The organism is Streptomyces sp. NPDC047971 (assembly GCF_040653355.1).
In the GTDB taxonomy this organism is placed as follows: Bacteria; Actinomycetota; Actinomycetes; order Streptomycetales; family Streptomycetaceae; genus Streptomyces.
The window spans coordinates 1-15,099 of the sequence record NZ_JBEZNW010000031.1; the positions used below are offsets into that span (position 1 = coordinate 1).

Annotated in this window: 14 protein-coding genes and 1 tRNA gene; 4 read left to right on the forward strand and 11 right to left on the reverse strand. The window is 71.2% G+C overall.

Going from position 1 to position 15,099, the window contains the following annotated elements; genetic code table 11:
- Positions 1-52: 52 nt before the first annotated feature.
- Positions 53-124, reverse strand: a tRNA-Val gene (locus tag AB0D99_RS25680).
- Between the two features lie 163 nt (positions 125-287).
- On the opposite strand from AB0D99_RS25680, the gene AB0D99_RS25685 reads away from it, so the two are divergent.
- From AB0D99_RS25685 to AB0D99_RS25695, 3 genes are all read left to right on the forward strand, one after another.
- A complete protein-coding gene (locus AB0D99_RS25685; RefSeq protein WP_362366723.1) occupies positions 288-1,061 on the forward strand; it encodes a DUF4097 family beta strand repeat-containing protein in 774 nt (257 codons plus the stop codon).
- Between the two features lie 191 nt (positions 1,062-1,252).
- Positions 1,253-2,557, forward strand: coding sequence for a hypothetical protein (locus AB0D99_RS25690; protein WP_362366926.1), 1,305 nt, complete (start codon positions 1,253-1,255; stop codon positions 2,555-2,557).
- A gap of 9 nt (positions 2,558-2,566) precedes the next feature.
- Entirely contained in the window at positions 2,567-2,782 is a 216-nt protein-coding gene (locus tag AB0D99_RS25695; RefSeq protein ID WP_362366726.1) for a zinc ribbon domain-containing protein, read from the forward strand.
- A gap of 349 nt (positions 2,783-3,131) precedes the next feature.
- On the opposite strand, the gene AB0D99_RS25700 is transcribed toward AB0D99_RS25695, so the two are convergent.
- The 5 genes from AB0D99_RS25700 to AB0D99_RS25720 all read right to left on the reverse strand — a co-directional run bounded on the left by AB0D99_RS25700 (position 3,132) and on the right by AB0D99_RS25720 (position 10,033).
- Entirely contained in the window at positions 3,132-3,770 is a 639-nt protein-coding gene (locus AB0D99_RS25700; RefSeq protein WP_362366929.1) for a response regulator transcription factor, read from the reverse strand.
- Positions 3,770-4,924: a histidine kinase gene (locus tag AB0D99_RS25705; RefSeq protein WP_362366729.1), complete on the reverse strand. Its 1,155-nt coding sequence runs from the start codon at positions 4,922-4,924 to the stop codon at positions 3,770-3,772. Before AB0D99_RS25705 ends, AB0D99_RS25700 begins: the two co-directional genes overlap by 1 nt.
- A gap of 403 nt (positions 4,925-5,327) precedes the next feature.
- On the reverse strand, positions 5,328-6,185 hold the full coding sequence (locus tag AB0D99_RS25710) for an HAD family hydrolase (protein WP_362366932.1): 858 nt from the start codon (positions 6,183-6,185) through the stop codon (positions 5,328-5,330).
- An 11-nt stretch (positions 6,186-6,196) separates the two neighbouring features.
- A complete protein-coding gene (locus tag AB0D99_RS25715) occupies positions 6,197-8,845 on the reverse strand; it encodes a phosphoribosyltransferase (RefSeq protein WP_362366732.1) in 2,649 nt (882 codons plus the stop codon).
- 18 nt (positions 8,846-8,863) lie between these two features.
- Positions 8,864-10,033, reverse strand: coding sequence for an HpcH/HpaI aldolase/citrate lyase family protein (locus AB0D99_RS25720; RefSeq protein WP_362366735.1), 1,170 nt, complete (start codon positions 10,031-10,033; stop codon positions 8,864-8,866).
- Positions 10,034-10,211: 178 nt separating this feature from the next.
- On the opposite strand from AB0D99_RS25720, the gene AB0D99_RS25725 reads away from it, so the two are divergent.
- Positions 10,212-11,111 (forward strand): TerD family protein, encoded by a 900-nt coding sequence (locus tag AB0D99_RS25725; protein WP_362366738.1) that lies wholly within the window; start codon positions 10,212-10,214, stop codon positions 11,109-11,111.
- A gap of 114 nt (positions 11,112-11,225) precedes the next feature.
- On the opposite strand, the gene AB0D99_RS25730 is transcribed toward AB0D99_RS25725, so the two are convergent.
- The 5 genes from AB0D99_RS25730 to AB0D99_RS25750 all read right to left on the reverse strand — a co-directional run bounded on the left by AB0D99_RS25730 (position 11,226) and on the right by AB0D99_RS25750 (position 15,050).
- Complete coding sequence (locus AB0D99_RS25730) at positions 11,226-11,963, reverse strand: Tellurium resistance (RefSeq protein ID WP_362366741.1); 738 nt, start codon at positions 11,961-11,963, stop codon at positions 11,226-11,228.
- A gap of 95 nt (positions 11,964-12,058) precedes the next feature.
- On the reverse strand, positions 12,059-13,198 hold the full coding sequence (locus tag AB0D99_RS25735; RefSeq protein ID WP_362366744.1) for a DUF475 domain-containing protein: 1,140 nt from the start codon (positions 13,196-13,198) through the stop codon (positions 12,059-12,061).
- Between the two features lie 30 nt (positions 13,199-13,228).
- Positions 13,229-13,804 carry a TerD family protein gene (locus AB0D99_RS25740; protein WP_362366747.1) on the reverse strand — a complete coding sequence of 192 codons (576 nt, stop codon included), beginning with the start codon at positions 13,802-13,804 and terminating at the stop codon, positions 13,229-13,231.
- Between the two features lie 98 nt (positions 13,805-13,902).
- Entirely contained in the window at positions 13,903-14,478 is a 576-nt protein-coding gene (locus AB0D99_RS25745) for a TerD family protein (protein ID WP_362366750.1), read from the reverse strand.
- A gap of 113 nt (positions 14,479-14,591) precedes the next feature.
- Positions 14,592-15,050: a peroxiredoxin gene (locus AB0D99_RS25750; RefSeq protein ID WP_362366753.1), complete on the reverse strand. Its 459-nt coding sequence runs from the start codon at positions 15,048-15,050 to the stop codon at positions 14,592-14,594.
- Positions 15,051-15,099: the final 49 nt, after the last annotated feature.

Below are 15,099 nucleotides of genomic sequence, written 5' to 3' on the forward strand. Positions count from 1 at the left end.
GCCGTTGCCGACTGAGGGGCCGTTACCGCACTCTACCTGCGGTTTCTCACTGTGGGCGCGGACGGTTTCGAACCGCCGACATCTGCTTTGTAAGAGCAGCGCTCTACCCCTGAGCTACGCACCCGTGGAATGAGGCAACAGCGTACATGGCCCACCGGTGGGTCCCGCAAACCGGGCGGGTTCGGGGGTTAGCCCCACCATCGGGGCTGTGGGTCGCCGGATCGAATCGGGGTGGGGCGGGTCCGTACCTTGGGGGGACATCAGCGTGTTACCTGGGGGTTCTCGTCATGGCCGCTCGTCGTCGCAGCCGTATGTTCCTCGCCTCTTCCGGGGCCGTCGCCGTCGTGCTCGGGGTCGGTGGGTGTGGGAGTGCCGATGTCGACGGGGCTCCCGTCGAGCGGAAGAGCTTCGCCTTCTCCGGGGACGCGCTCACCGTCGACTCCGGCGACACCGACCTGGAGATCGTGCCCGCCGACATCGAGGAGGTGCGGGTCAGCCGGCAGGTCGACGGGTGGGTGTTCATGGGGGAGGGTCCCGACGCCACCTGGCGGCTCGAAGACGGGCGGCTCACCCTGCGGGTGGAGTGCGACGCCCTCGCCGCCGACTGCGACTCCCTCCACCGGGTCCAGGTCCCCCGCGGTGTCGCCGTGACCGTCGAGGACGACAACGGGAAGGTGACCGCCGAAGGGTTCGCGACCCCTCTGAAGGTGCGGTCCGACAACGGCGCCGTGCTCGTCCGTGGCTCCTCCGGCGCGCTCGATCTGACCAGCGACAACGGGGAGGTCGTCGTCGAGGGCGGCACCACCTCCGGGCAGATCGTCGCGCGATCCGACAACGGGTCCGTACGGCTCGCCCTGAGCGCCGCGCCCGGGCGCGTCGAGGCCGTCAGCAACAACGGCGAGGTCGACATCGCGCTGCCCGACGCCCCGGGCGCGTACGACGTCGACGGGCGCAGTGACAACGGCAGCGTCCGGATCGACGTGCCGACCCGCGAGGGCAGCCCCCACGTCGTCACCGCCCGCAGCGACAACGGGGAAGTCGTCGTCCGAAGCGCGAACTGACGGGCCCGTGTGTTCGTCCTTACCTGGTGGGACAATGAACCAGACCGGGCAGGGCGGACACAGCACGGGAGAGGGACGTGGCGGCGACTCACGCGAGGGGCGGTTTCACGAGCGCCGTGACGACGGGGGCTGAAGCGGAATCCGGGGCGGACGTACGACGCCGGGGCGGCGCCGGGCGGGTCGCGCTCGCGCTGCCGCTGCTCGCCCTCGCGCTTCTTCCCACCGCCTTCGCGAGCGGCGGGAGCGGCGGGTCACGGCGGTGGTTCGGCGGGCGCGGCGAGAGCCAGCGGGCCGAGGCGCAGGCCGCCAAGGACGCCGCGGCCGCCGCCTTCTACGAGCTGGACACCGCCCAGCGTGATCTGCGGATCTCCATCGAGACCATCACCGCCGTCGACAGCTCGCCCGGCGCCCGACGCGCCGTCGAGGGCTTCTCCGCCCTCGGGCAGCGGATCGACGAGGTCAGCCACGCCTACATCTCCGCCGTCGACGCCCATGACCTCGACCGTGACGAGCTCGACTCGGCCACCGCCAACCGCGCCCGCACCGAGCTCACCCGCGCCAAGGACGAGCTCGTACGGGTCAAGGGGGAACTGGACCGGTTCGAGCAGGGGCTCGGGCCGCTGCTCGACAAGGCGGAGACCCAGCTCGCCCGGCTCGCCCCCGCCGTCGAACGGGCGCGACAGGCGCTCCGGAACGCGAGCACCGCTCTCGAAACGGTGCGCCAGTCCGGTCTGCGAGCGGACGATCTCGCCGCCCGCCTCGCCGCCCTCGGCCCCGAACTGACCCGCCTGAACGAAGGCGCCGGCCGCCACGGCGTCCCCGAGACGCTCCAGCGCGCCGACCGCGTCCTGCGTGACGCCGAGGCCGTCCGCACCGAGGCCGAGCGGCTGCCCGAGCGGGCCGCCGAGACCGACAAACGCCTGGTCTCCCTCCGCACCCGCGCCGAGGCACTGACCACCCGGTCCGGTGCGGTCGAGCCTGTCCTGTCCGAGCTCCGCCGCCGGTTCTCCGCCGCCTGCTGGCAGGACCTCCAGCACGTCCCCGAGCAGGCCGGAGAGAACGTCCGGAGGGCCGAGGAGAAGCTCAAGGAGGCGGCCAAGGCCCGCGAGGAGCAGCGCTGGCCCGACGCCACCAGCCTGCTCTCCACGGCCCGCGCCCTGCTCAACACCACCGACGAGGCCGTCTCCGCCGCCGGCGACCGGCTCCGCCGGCTCGAAGCCGTCGCCAAAGACCCGCAACACGAGATCGACCGCACCCGCTTCGCCATCCGCGACGCCCAGCGCCTCGCCATGGACGGCCGCAACACCCCCGACCCCCGCCACGCCCGCCCCCTCGACGACGCCGTCGGCCGACTCGACCGGGCGATCGGCTCGCTGGAGCACCGGCATCCCGACTACTGGCACTTCCTGACCGAACTCGAAGCCGTCCGCTCCACCGCCGCCCACGTCGTCGAGCAGATCCGCGAGGAGCGCGGCGCCGGGCACCACTCCGGCTAGCCTGTCCGTATGCCTCGTTACGAATACCGCTGCCGGACCTGCGGCGACAGCTTCGAGCTCAGCCGCCCCATGGCCGAGTCCTCCGCCCCCGCCGCCTGCCCCGCCGGGCACGACGACACCGTCAAGCTGCTCTCCGCCGTCGCCGTGGGCGGTACGGCGACGGGATCGTCCGCGCCCGCCCCGAGCGGGGGCGGCGGCTGCTGCGGCGGAGGCTGCTGCGGCTGAACCCGATCAGGGTCCGTCACCGTCGGGGTTCGTCACCGTCGGGTCCGTCGCCACCGGGGTCCGTCACCATCGGGGTCCGTCACCACCGGGGTCCGTCACCATCGGGGTCCGTCACCATCGGGGTCCGTCACCGTCGGGGTCCGTCACCATCGGGGTCCGTCACCGTCGGGTCCGTCGCCACCAGGGTCCGTCACCATCGGGGTCCGTCACCGTCGGGTCCGTCGCCACCAGGGCGGCCTGTCGCCGTCAGGGCCTGCCGCCGTCAGGGCCCGTCGCCGGCAGGGCCCGTCGCCGGCAGGGCGGCCCGTCGCCGTCAGGGCCCGTCCGGGCCCCGAACAGCGCCGCCGCGTCAGCTCCCCAGGTAGCGCAGGATCGCCAGCACCCGTCTGCTGTAGCCCTCTCCCCGGCCCGTCAGCTCCAGCTTGTCGAAGATCGCGTTGATGTGTTTCTCCACCGCGCTCTGCGACACGTGGAGCTGCCCGGCGATCGCCGCGTTCGTGTGCCCCTGCGCCATCGCCGCGAGGACCTCGCCCTCCCTCGGTGTCAGCCGGGACAGCGGGTCGGCGTGGGAGGTGCGGACCAGGAGCCGGCGGACGACCTCCGGGTCGAACGCCGTCCGCCCCTCCCCCACCCGCTCCAGCGCGTCCAGGAACTCGTCGACCTGCGCCACCCGGTCCTTGAGCAGATATCCCACCGCCCCCGACTCACCGGTCAGCAGTTCGGTGGCGTACCGCCGCTCCACGTACTGCGAGAGCACGAGCACACCGACGTCCGGCCACTCCCGGCGGATCTCCAGTGCCGCCCGCAGCCCCTCGTCCGTGTGCGTCGGCGGCATCCGGACGTCGGCGACGACCACGTCCGGCGGATCCGCCGCCACCGCCGCCAGCAGTTCGACCGCGTTGCCGACGGCCGCCGTCACCTCATGGCCCTCCTCGGTCAGGAGCCGCAGGAGCCCCTCCCGCAGCAGGGTGGAGTCCTCCGCCAGCATCACGCGCACGGGAGCACCGCCCGTACCACCGTCGGGCCGCCCGCCGGGCTGTCCACGGCGAAGCGGCCGTCCAGGGCCGCCGTCCGGCTCGCGAGTCCGCCGAGACCGCTCCCCGAGGCGTCCGCGCCGCCCCCGCCGTCGTCCGTCACCCTCACGCTCAACTCTCCTTCCGTCAGGACCACATGGACGTCGATCCGGGTGGCGCCCGCGTGCTTGACCACATTCGTGACCGCCTCCGAGACGACGAAGTACGCCACCGTCTCCGCCGCCCTCGGCAGGGGTCCTTCCACCGTGTACGTCAGTCCCACCGGCAGCGGGCTCCGCTCGGCGACGCTCTCCAGGGCGGCGCGCAGGCCGGCCTCGTCGAGGACGGTCGGGTACACCCGCCATGCCACCTCGCGCAGTTCGGTCAGCGCGCGCCGGCTCTCCTCGTGGGCCTGGCGCAGCAGTTCGTCGGCGCGCTCCGGGTCTCGGGCGCGCAGCCGACGGGCCCGACCGAGCAACATGCCGAGGGCGACCAGCCGTTGCTGCACCCCGTCGTGCAGGTCGCGCTCGATGCGGCGCCGCTCGTCGTGCACGACGTCCATGACCTCGGCACGACTGCTCGCGAGTTGGGCGATCCGGGCCTCCAGCGCGTGGGCCTGACTCGGCCCGAGGAGGTGGCGGGCCAGCCGGCCCTCCAGGGAGACGACGCCGAGAGCCCCCTGGACGGAGAGGAAGAGCAGGAAGAACCCGGCGAGGCTGCCGACGGCGACGAGCCAGGGGTGGTCGATCTCGGTGATCAGCCAGCCGTAGAAGCCGAAGGTGCCGAGACCGAGCCCGTACGCGGCGCAGACCAGGACGACACCACCGAGGAGTCCGAGGGGCCAGCGCGCGGCGAGGTGGCGCAGGGCCGCGCCGTCCGCCTGGGCTCCGGGGAGTCTCACGCCGAGGAAGCGGTCGAGCCGCTTCCGCTCCAGTCCGCCGAGGGTGTGGGCGGTCGCGGTCAGGAGCCGCAGAACGGTGGCTCGTCCGCGCGGCCAGGCCAGTACGGGCAGCAGCGCGAGTCCGCCGACGATCAGGCACAGCAGCTCGACGACGGCGGTCGCGGTCCCGAGCGCGAGGCCGGTCGCCACGCGGAGCCAGCGCGTGACGTAACCGGCGAGAGTCCTCATGATCGGCCACGCTAAGGGCAGTCGCCCCCCGCCCGCACTGCGGAAAACCACAACCGGCAATCGAGGAGAGGGAATCCACGGCCGGAGATCCACCACCGGCGATCCCGCGACCGTGGTTCCCGGCCGGAGATCCACCACCGACGATCCGCGACCGAGGTTCCACGACCAGGGTTCCGCGACCGCGCATCGCCTCGCCCTCCCCCCACACCCCTGCGCGGTGCGGTGCGGTCACGAACACCGCCTTCGTGCCGTCCCGTTACGCGCTCGGCGACGACCGGAGGCAGATCACCGGCCAGGTGAGATCACCGGCCAGGTGCCGGTGATCTGCAAGGCGGTGCTCGAAAGCGGTGCTCGTGGCGACCGACCGCGGGTGCGGTGGTGTGCTCCGCGGGGCTGGGGCCGCTCAGGCCGGGTCGGGGAGCGCGGCGGGAGAACCGTTGAGCTGTGTCGGCACCGAGGCCCGGTGCTGGGCCACGGCCGCCCGGAAGCGGCGGAGGATCTCCTCTCCGGCCGCCACGCCGCGCTCGGTGAGGACGTCGACGTGGGGCGCGGTCCAGGCCGTGTCGGCGAGTTCTCCGTGGCCTGGCCGCCAGGCGCGTTCGGCGGCGAGCAGCAGGTCGGCGTCGAGGAGGGAGTCCCCGGCGGCCAGGGTGAGCGTGGCGCCGCAGCGGCGAGCGACCTCGTGCATCGCCGCGCTCTTGGTGAGCGGCTTCGGCACCGCGTAGACCTTGCGGCCCTGGAGGGATACCGTCCAGCCGCGGTCCTCGGCCCAGTCGCCGAACCGCTTCAGCCACTTCTCCGGCAGCCGCTCGCGCTCCACGACGAGGTACGCGAAGAGGTCCTCGGCGACCCGGTGCTTGCGCACCCAGGACAGGTCCGTGGTGGCGGTGAAGTAGGCGCGGATCTCGGCGAGCGGCGCACATTCCTCGGCCAGTCGGCGCACCACCTGCTGGTGCCAGTCGCGGTCGCTGACCCCGTCGACGAGGATGTGCCCGCCGTTGGCGCAGATCGCGTACTTCGGCGCGGGCCCGGGGAGCTGGATGCGCTGGTACTGCTTGCGGGTGCGGGTCGTGGTGGGGACGAAGACGGCTTCGGCGCCCAGCTTCTCCAGCAGCACCGCCGCGTCCTCGGTCATGTACGACAGCGGCTTGGACTCGTGCACCTCGATGCTGAGCAGCCGTGGCGCCTGCGCGTCGGGCATGCCGAGCGCGAGGGCGGCGGAGGAGTAGATCAGCGTACGGTCGAGGTCGCTCGCGACCATCACGGTGCCGGTCACTGGGAGACCACCGCCTTCCCGTCGGCGCCTGTGGCGCCTCTCGTGTACTGGGGGTGGATCAGTCCGACGCAGGTGTACGGGAGTCCGTCGACCTCCTCGACGGGCACCCCGCGCTGTTCGGCGAGCAGGCGTACGTGTGCGAGGTCGGCGCCGGCGCCGCGCTGGGCGAGGATCTTCCAGGGGACGCGGCGCAGCAGGACCCGGGTGGTCTCGCCCACGCCGGGCTTGACGAGGTTGACGTCGTGGATGCCGTACTCCTCGCTGATCCGCTCGACGGCCGCCCAGCCCTCCCAGGTGGGGGTGCGGTCGGCGGCGAGCAGTTCCTTGACGGCGGTGTCGACGTCGTCGGCGACCTCGTCGAAGTGGGCCGCGACGGCGTCGAGGAAGTCGTTGGAGACATCGGCTCCGGCGAGCTCGCGGTAGAACTTGCCGCCGTGGAAGTCGTTCGGGCCGACGAGGTCGGCGCGCAGGACCGTCCGCGATATCAGGCCGGAGACGGTGGAGTTGAGGCAGGCGGAGGGGATGAGGAAGTCCTCGCGGGTGCCGTAGGTGCGCACGCAGGAGCCGGGGTCGGCGAGGACGGCGATCTCCGGGTCGAAGCCGGTGATCCCGGTGGCGCGCTCGAACTCCTCGACAGCCTGGGCGAGTTCGCGGGTGATGGCGCCCTTGCCCGTCCAGCCGTCGACGAAGACGACGTCGGCGGGGTCGTGGTGGGCGGCGAGCCAGCGCAGCGCGTTGGCGTCGATGCCGCGGCCGCGCACGATGGAGACGGCGTAGTGGGGCAGGTCGAGGCCGTGGCGGGCCTGGGCCCAGCGGCGCATGAGGACGCCGACAGGGGTACCGGCCCGGGCGAGGGAGGCGAGCACGGGCGTGCCGGTCTTCTCGGCGAGCACGGTCTCGGTGACGGTGCCGACGGCGCGCGCGATACGGGCGGCGGAGGTCTCCAGGGCGGCGTGGAAGAGCTCCTGGTACCGGTCGCTCGGCTGGTACTCGACCGGCAGCGACTCGGCGTAGTGGGCGCCTCCGCTCTGGATCGCCTCCTCCCGCTCCTCGGTCGGGGCCTCCAACTCGACGTCCGAGAGGTCCTGGAGCAGCCAGCCGACCTCCTCCGGCGCGTACGAGGAGAAGGCGGGGCCGCGGAGGGGCTCGGGCAGCATGGAGCTCCTTTCGGGAGCTTCGGTGGCGGGAGCGGGAATGGCGGGGGCGGGAATGGCGGGAGCGGGAATCGAGGCGGGAGTGGGCCCGTACGAGGGGACGTACGAGGGGACGACGGCGAGGACCACGTGCGGGATGTGCTCCGCGAGCCGGGCCAGCAGGCCGTCGGGGGCGTGCAGTGCGGGGGTGTCGGCGACGGAGTCGACGACGGCGACGACGGCGTCGAAGCCGGCGCCCGCGACGTTGTAGGCGTACCGCTCGCCGGGCCCGTCGGCGGGCTCGTCGTGGGCGGGGAAGACGAGCCGGGTGCGTATGGCGTAGCCGGGGTCGTCCACGGCGAGGACGGGCGAGCGGGTGGTCGTGGAGTACGAGACGTCGAGTCCGCGCGCTTCGAGGGCGATCCCGAGCGCGAGCGGGGCGTACATCAGCTCTTCGAAGCCGAGGACGAGGACGCGTCCGGGCCCGGCGGGCGGGAGGGCGTCGGCGAGCCGGGCCGCCAGGGCCGGGAGGGACGTCTCCAGCCGGGAGCGGTGCTCGGGGGTGAAGCCGTGTCGTCCGCCGTCCGGCACGCCCTGCGGCCAGTCCAGGTCGACGCGGCCCGCGAAGGCGGTCTCACGCGGGCCGGAGTCGGCCGCCGTGTCACGCGGACCGGAACAAGCCGTCTGGGCGGGTCCCGCGGCCTTCTGGGCGGCTTCCGCAGCCGTCTGGGCGGCTTCCGCGGCCTCCTGGGCGCCTTCCGCAGCCGTCTGGGCGGGTCCCGCGGTCTTCTGGGCGGTCGGGTCGGACGCGGTCACCTCGTACCGCGCCACGAGCTCCTGGCCCTTCTCCAGGACGCCCTCCGGCAGGCCCACCGTGCCCGCGGCGAGGGTCAGCAGGTCCACGCGGGCGCCGATCTCGCCCGCGAAGGCCGTGAGCCGGTCCCGGTCGGCGGGGGTCCGCATGTCGACCAGGGCGACGATCACGTACCGGTCGCGCGGATAGCGTTCGTGCAGGTCACGGATGGTGTTGAGGACCGTGTTGCCGGTGGAGAACTCGTCGTCGACGAGGACCAGCGGGCCGTCGCCGGCCAGGAACTTGGGGTCCTCCGGGAGCAGCAGGTGCGAGGTGGCGTGCGAGTGGGACTCCTCGAAGCCGCCGGCCGGGGCGACGCCTGCCACGGGCCGCCGGGTGGAGTGCAGGTAGGGGGCGAGGCCGATGCCGTCGGCGACGCTGTGGCCGAGTCCGGTCGCCGTCTCCGCGTACCCGAGGACGACGGCCCGTGCCGCCTCCGCGTCGCCGAGCAGCTCACGTACGCGTACGCCCAGGTCGTACCCGGCGCCGTGGACCACCGAGGGGCGCTGCGGCACGTGCTTGCCGAGCACGTTGGAGACCAGCAGGTGCGCGCGCTTCGGGTTGCGGCGCAGTGCGAGGCCCAACAGGCCCGGGAGCTCCTCGCCGCCGATCAGTTCGACGCCCAGTCGCTCCGCGACCCACGTTCCCGACCACACCACGTCGTTCTTCACCTTCCGTCAGCCGGCCAGTCCGGCGGTGAGCAGATCGACGAAGCCGACGTCCTCCCGGGCGACGCCGAAGACCTCGGCGCGCAGAAGGGTCCGTTCGGCCCACGCACGATGCGGCTTCACTTCATTCATTTTGTTCGTATAAGCGGAGCGGAGCACCCCGCCACCGCCCCGTTCCGGCCGCAGGATGTCCTGGGCGTCGCTGTACTCCTCGTGGCTGACCACGGAGAGCGCATGCACGGGCACCACGTGCGTGGGGTGGATGCAGGTCTTGCCGAGCAGGCCGTTGGCCCGGTCGAGCTCGATCTCGCGCAGCAGCCCGTCGAGGTCGTGCTCGATGAGCGCGGTGCGCAGGTCCTCCGCGCGGCCTTCGAGGAAGGGGCTGCGGCGCAGCTGGGGCTTGAACATGCGCTCGCCGAGCCGGAAGTACTCCCAGACGGGCCCGGTGATGGTGAAGCCGGTGCCGTCGGAGCGGCCGAGGACGTTGACGACGTCGGCGATGACGTGGGCGACGAGCTGGACGTCGTAGGCCGTCATGTCGGGCGAGCGGCGCAGTCCGTACGCGGAGCAGAAGTCGGTGACGCCGAGCCTCAGGGCGAGGACCCGTTCCCGGTACTTGTCTACGGTCGCGGCGATCCCGGCGAGGGTCTCGGCGCGGGTCTCCAGGTGCAGGAGCTCGGGCGACTCGAGGACGGGCATGGCGAAAAGCCGCCGTCCGCTCGCCTTCTCGGCGGCCGTGAGGGCTTCCAGGAAGGCGTGTCCGCGGGCCTCGGTGAACTTGGGCAGCACGAAGCCGGACAGCAGCCGGACGCCGTCACCGAGCCGGGCGGTCAGGTCGGTGATCTGGTGGGGCTCACGGACCCGGATGAAGAGCAGGGGGACGTCCTGGGGCGCGTCCGCGGCCGCGAGGTCGGCGAACTGGCGGACGAGATTGGCCTCGGCCGCCTCCACGTCGGCGTCGTCGATGGAGTCCTCGAGGCACAGCACCATGGAGACGACCCCGCGGGCGGCCTGTTTGCGCACGTCGTCGGCGAGCCGCGGCCGGGTGGCCGGGCTGTAGAGGGTGGCTCCCAGGGCGACGGCGAGCGTGCTCGCGGGCGAGTCGGCGGTGAACTCCGCCGGCTCCTGATGGAACAGCCCGGCCCGCGACGCGGACGGGATGTGCCCGAAATGACGCAAAGTAACTCCCCCGACTGCCTCTGTGGGCCCTGACGACATGTGGCCGGTAATAGTACGTAGGTGCGGGTGTCCGTAGTTCCCTTCCAGCATGAAATCCAGGTAACTCATCCGCATCCGGCGCATCTCTCCCCGATCGCCACGGCCCCCGCGTTGTCCGCGGGTGGACCGGGAAGGCAGGATGACGGTCATGACGCACGCGATGCTGAAGGGCTCCAACGTCCCTCTCGACACCGCGGCCGTACGGGCCGTGCTCCGCTGGACCCCTGGACCGGGGGTCCCCGACGTGGATGCCTCCGCGCTGCTCCTCGGTGCCGACGGACGCGTGCGTTCCGACGAGGACTTCGTCTTCTACAACCAGCCGCGCCACCCCTCGGGGCTGGTGCGGCGGCTGCCGAAGAAGCGGGTGGCGGAGGGGCTGACCGACACGGTCGAGGCCGATCTCGGCGCGCTCGACCCCTCGGTCGACCAGGTGGTGATCGCCGCCTCCTCGGACGGCGACACCTTCCGTTCCGTCTCCGACCTGCGGATTCTGCTCTACGACGCGAGTGCGGCGGACGGGGAGCCGCTGGCCGTGTTCGACGTGAAGGCCGAGACGGGCCAGGAGACGGCGATCATCTGCGGTGAGCTGTACCGCCGCGGGGACGGCTGGAAGTTCCGCGCCGTGGGGCAGGGCTACCCGACGGGGCTCGTCGGGCTCGCCACCGACTTCGGGATCTCGGTGGACGAGGGCACGGACGACGCGACGACGTCCGAGCCGGGCGCCGGTGAGGCTCCGGCCGCCGCGGAGCCGGGGCTCGACGCGACGGTCGTCCAGCCTCCCGTGTCCGTACCGCCGCAGCCGACCTCTCCCCCCGCTCCCGTGCCGGGGTACGGCTATCCGCAGCCGGCCGCGCCCGCGCAGCCCGCCTACGGCTATCCGCAGCCCGCCTCCCCGGCGCAGCCCTCGTACGGCTATCCCCAGCCCGCCTCGCCCGCGCAGCCCGCCTACGGCTATCCGCAGCCCGCGGCGGCCGCCGCGCCCGCTCCGGACCCGAACTTCCGGATGCCTCCGATGGGGCCGCAGTTCGCCCGCCCGTAGGGCCGACGGCAGTTCGCCCGCCCGTAGGGCCGATGGCAGTTCGCCCGCCCGTAGGGCCGATGGCAGTTCGTCCGCCCGTAAGGCCGGCCTCGGCTCCGCCCGTGCGGCCACGGGTCAGGCCTTGGTCTTGTAGCCGCGCCCCCACTGCAGGCCCCATCCGTACAGCCGGTCCAGTTCCGCCTGGAAGCCGTACACGAACTTCACCTCGCGGCGGACGATCAGCTCGTCCTTGGCCTTCTCGACGGTGAACACGGCGCAGGAGCGGGCCTGCGGGGCGCGCTCGTCCAGTTCGATCTCGATCCGCGGCCCGTTGCTCGGGTAGAGCGTGACCTTGGCGTGGGTGCGGTCGAAGGCCGGGGTCTGGTCGTAGATGTAGACGAAGAAGAGCAGCCGTTTGATCTCGTCCCGGTGGTCGAGGTTGACGAAGATCGTCTCGCCGGACGAGCCGCCGAACCGGTCGTCGCCGCTCAGGTTCACGTACGGCGGTGCGTTCAGGGACCCGAAGAAGTGGCCGAGGGGCTGTACGACGCCCTTGCTGCCGTCCGCGAGCTCGTACATGCAGCCGAGGTCCAGGTCGACGTTGACCATGCTCTGGGTGTGCGCCTGGACGACCTCGGGCTTGAAGAGCTTCGAGGGATGGCGCAGGAGCCGGCCGCTCTGGCGCGAGCGGCCCTCGATGTCGGAGGTCCGCATCCGCCAGGAGAGGTTGACCCGGAGGTTTCCGGTGGCGGCTCCCTGTTTGGTCAGGGAGACCGTCGGGCGTCGCTTGGTCAGGTCGATGGAGTTGCTGGACGCGCTGCCCGAGTCGAACTGTGCGGCCCTGCCCGGAAAGAGGCCGTCCCAGAAGGCCATGTGCCCCCACCCCCCACTTGATGGCTGACATACGCGGCAGGGCGGCCGGGTGCACCGGCCGCCCCGCAGTGAAGCGTTCCTCGTTGCCGGGGGTGTCACACCCCGGACGACACCTCGGTCTTGCCCGAGGAGTCAGCTTTTCCCTCGGCCGCCAAAGCGCGGTTGCGGCGGACGGAGGACCAGAAGGACCAGCCGATGAGGGCGACACCGATGAGGCCGGTGACGAGCTCCGGGATCTGGTACCGGATGCTGACCATGAGGATCAGGGCCAGCGCGCCGATGGCGTAGTGGGCGCCGTGCTCCAGGTAGACGTAGTCGTCGAGGGTGCCCTGGCGGACCAGGTAGACCGTCAGCGAACGGACGTACATGGCACCGACGCCGAGGCCGAGGGCCATCAGGACGATGTCGTTGGTGATGGCGAAGGCGCCGATGACACCGTCGAAGGAGAAGGACGCGTCGAGGACCTCGAGGTAGAGGAACATGAAGAACGCGGCCTTGCCGGCCAGCTGCACGGCCGAGACCGGCTTGCCCTTGCGCTTGGCCTCCTCCTCGGCCTCGTGCTCGCGCTCCTCTTCCTCTTCCAGCTTGTTCTCGAAGAAGCCGGAGAGACCGCCGACGATGAGGTACGTGATGAGGCCGAAGACGCCCGAGAGCAGGACGGTCGACGTCTTGTCGGCGTGCCCGGCGTGCTGGTGGGCGTGGGTCGCGAAGGTCATGGCGCTGATCGCCAGGACGATCAGGGCGATGCAGACCGACAGCATGTCGATCTTGCCGAGCTTGGCCAGCGGGCGCTCCAGCCAGCCGAGCCACTTGATGTCACGGTCCTCGAAGATGAAGTCGAGGAAGATCATCAGCAGGAACATGCCGCCGAAGGCCGCGATCGACGGGTGCGCGTCGGTCACGAGCTGCTCGTAGCGCTCGGCGTCGTTGAAGGCGAGATTCACGGCCTCGATGGGGCCGATCTTGGCGCTGATGGCGACGATCACGACGGGGAAGACCAGCCGCATGCCGAAGACGGCGATCAGAATGCCGATCGTGAGGAAGATCTTCTGCCAGAAGGCATTCATCTTCTTCAGGATTCCGGCGTTGACCACCGCGTTGTCGAAGGACAGCGAGATCTCGAGGACGCACAGGATCGCGACGATCCCGAACGCTTCCCACCCCCCGTAGAGCACCGCTGCGACCAGACCGAGCGCCGTGATGGCGAACGACCAGCCGAAGGTTTTCAGAACCACTGTCTACCCCATCGTGTTAAGTACGCGGCTTTACGAAACGTTGACCCCGAAGTCTAGAGCGATGCCCCGCAGGCCCGACGCGTACCCCTGCCCCACCGCCCGGAACTTCCATTCACCCCCGTACCGGTACAGCTCGCCGAAGATCATCGCGGTCTCGGTGGACGCGTCCTCGGAGAGGTCGTAGCGCGCGAGTTCCTGCCCGTCCGCCTGGTTCACCACACGGATGAAGGCGTTGCTGACCTGGCCGAAGGTCTGACCCCGGTTGTCCGCCTCATGGATCGAGACCGGGAAAATGATCTTGTCGCAGTGTGCCGGGACCTTGATGAGGTCCACGATGAGCGACTCGTCGTCGCCGTCACCCTCGCCGGTGAGGTTGTCGCCGGTGTGTTCGACGGAGCCCTCGGGGCTCCTCAGGTTGTTGTAGAAGACGAAGTACTCGTCGCCGAGCACCCGTCCCGACTGGCACAGCAGGGCGCTGGCGTCGAGGTCGAAGGGCGCTCCGGTGGTGGAGCGCGCGTCCCAGCCGAGGCCGACCAGCACCTGGGTGAGGTTGGGTGCGGCCTTGGAGAGGGAGACGTTGCCTCCCTTGGCGAGCGTGACGCCCATGTGTGGTTCCTCCCCGGTGTGTACTGCCTGTGGAGCAGATGAGGCACGTCCGGCGCCGCACGAGAGGTGCGGCGCCGGACGGATGGGTGGTGCGTGACTCAGACGTTGACGCCGAAGTCCGCCGCGATACCCCGCAGGCCCGAGGCGTAGCCCTGGCCCACGGCGCGGAACTTCCACTCCGCGCCGTTGCGGTACAGCTCGCCGAAGACCATGGCGGTCTCGGTCGAGGCGTCCTCGGAGAGGTCGTACCGGGCGATCTCGGCGCCGCCGGCCTGGTTCACGACGCGGATGAACGCGTTGCGCACCTGGCCGAAGGACTGCTGGCGGTTCTCGGCGTCGTAGATCGACACCGGGAAGACGATCTTGGCTACATCGGCGGGCACCGTGGCCAGGCTGACCTTGACCTGCTCGTCGTCGCCCTCGCCCTCACCGGTGAGGTTGTCACCGGTGTGCTCGACCGAGCCGTCGGCGCTCTTCAGGTTGTTGAAGAACACGAAGTCCTGGTCGTTGCGGACCTTGCCCTCCGTGCTGACCAGAATGGCGCTGGCGTCGAGGTCGAAGTCCGTCCCGGTGGTGGTGCGGACGTCCCAGCCCAGACCGACCGTGACGGCGGTCAGGCCAGGGGCCTCCTTGGTCAGCGAGACGTTGCCGCCCTTGCTGAGGCTGACTCCCACGAGTCCCTCCATGTGGTTTTCAGGGGCAGCGCCCCCGTCGTGCGTTGGCATCGGATCAACGAGTGGATCCTAGTGACGGGTTCCCGGCCTGGACAGGCGATTCGCCCCGATGTTCAGAGAGTGTCGAGGGCCTTCACGTACTCGCCGAGGTCCCGGGCGTCCGGGAGGGCGTTCACGACGGTCCAGCGGACGACGCCCTCCTTGTCGATGATGAAGGTGCCGCGCACGGCGCAGCCCTTCTCCTCGTCGAAGACGCCGTACGCGCGCGAGGCCTCGCCGTGCTTCCAGAAGTCGGAGAGCAGCGGGTACTCCAGGCCCTCCTGCTCGGCGAAGACGCGCAGGGTGTGGATGGAGTCGTTGGAGACGGCGAGGAGCTGCGTGTCGTCGTTGACGAACTTCGGCAGGTTGTCGCGCAGCTCGCACAGCTCGCCGGTGCAGACGCCGGTGAAGGCGAAGGGGTAGAAGAGCAGCACCACGTTCTTCTCGCCCTTGAAGTCGGAGAGCCTCACGGTGCGGCCGTGGTTGTCCTTGAGCTCGAACTCCGGGGCCTTGGTGCCGACCTCGATCGCCATGGCGTGCGCTTCCCTTCACTGGACCGGACAGGTGAGGGGCCCAGCCTAC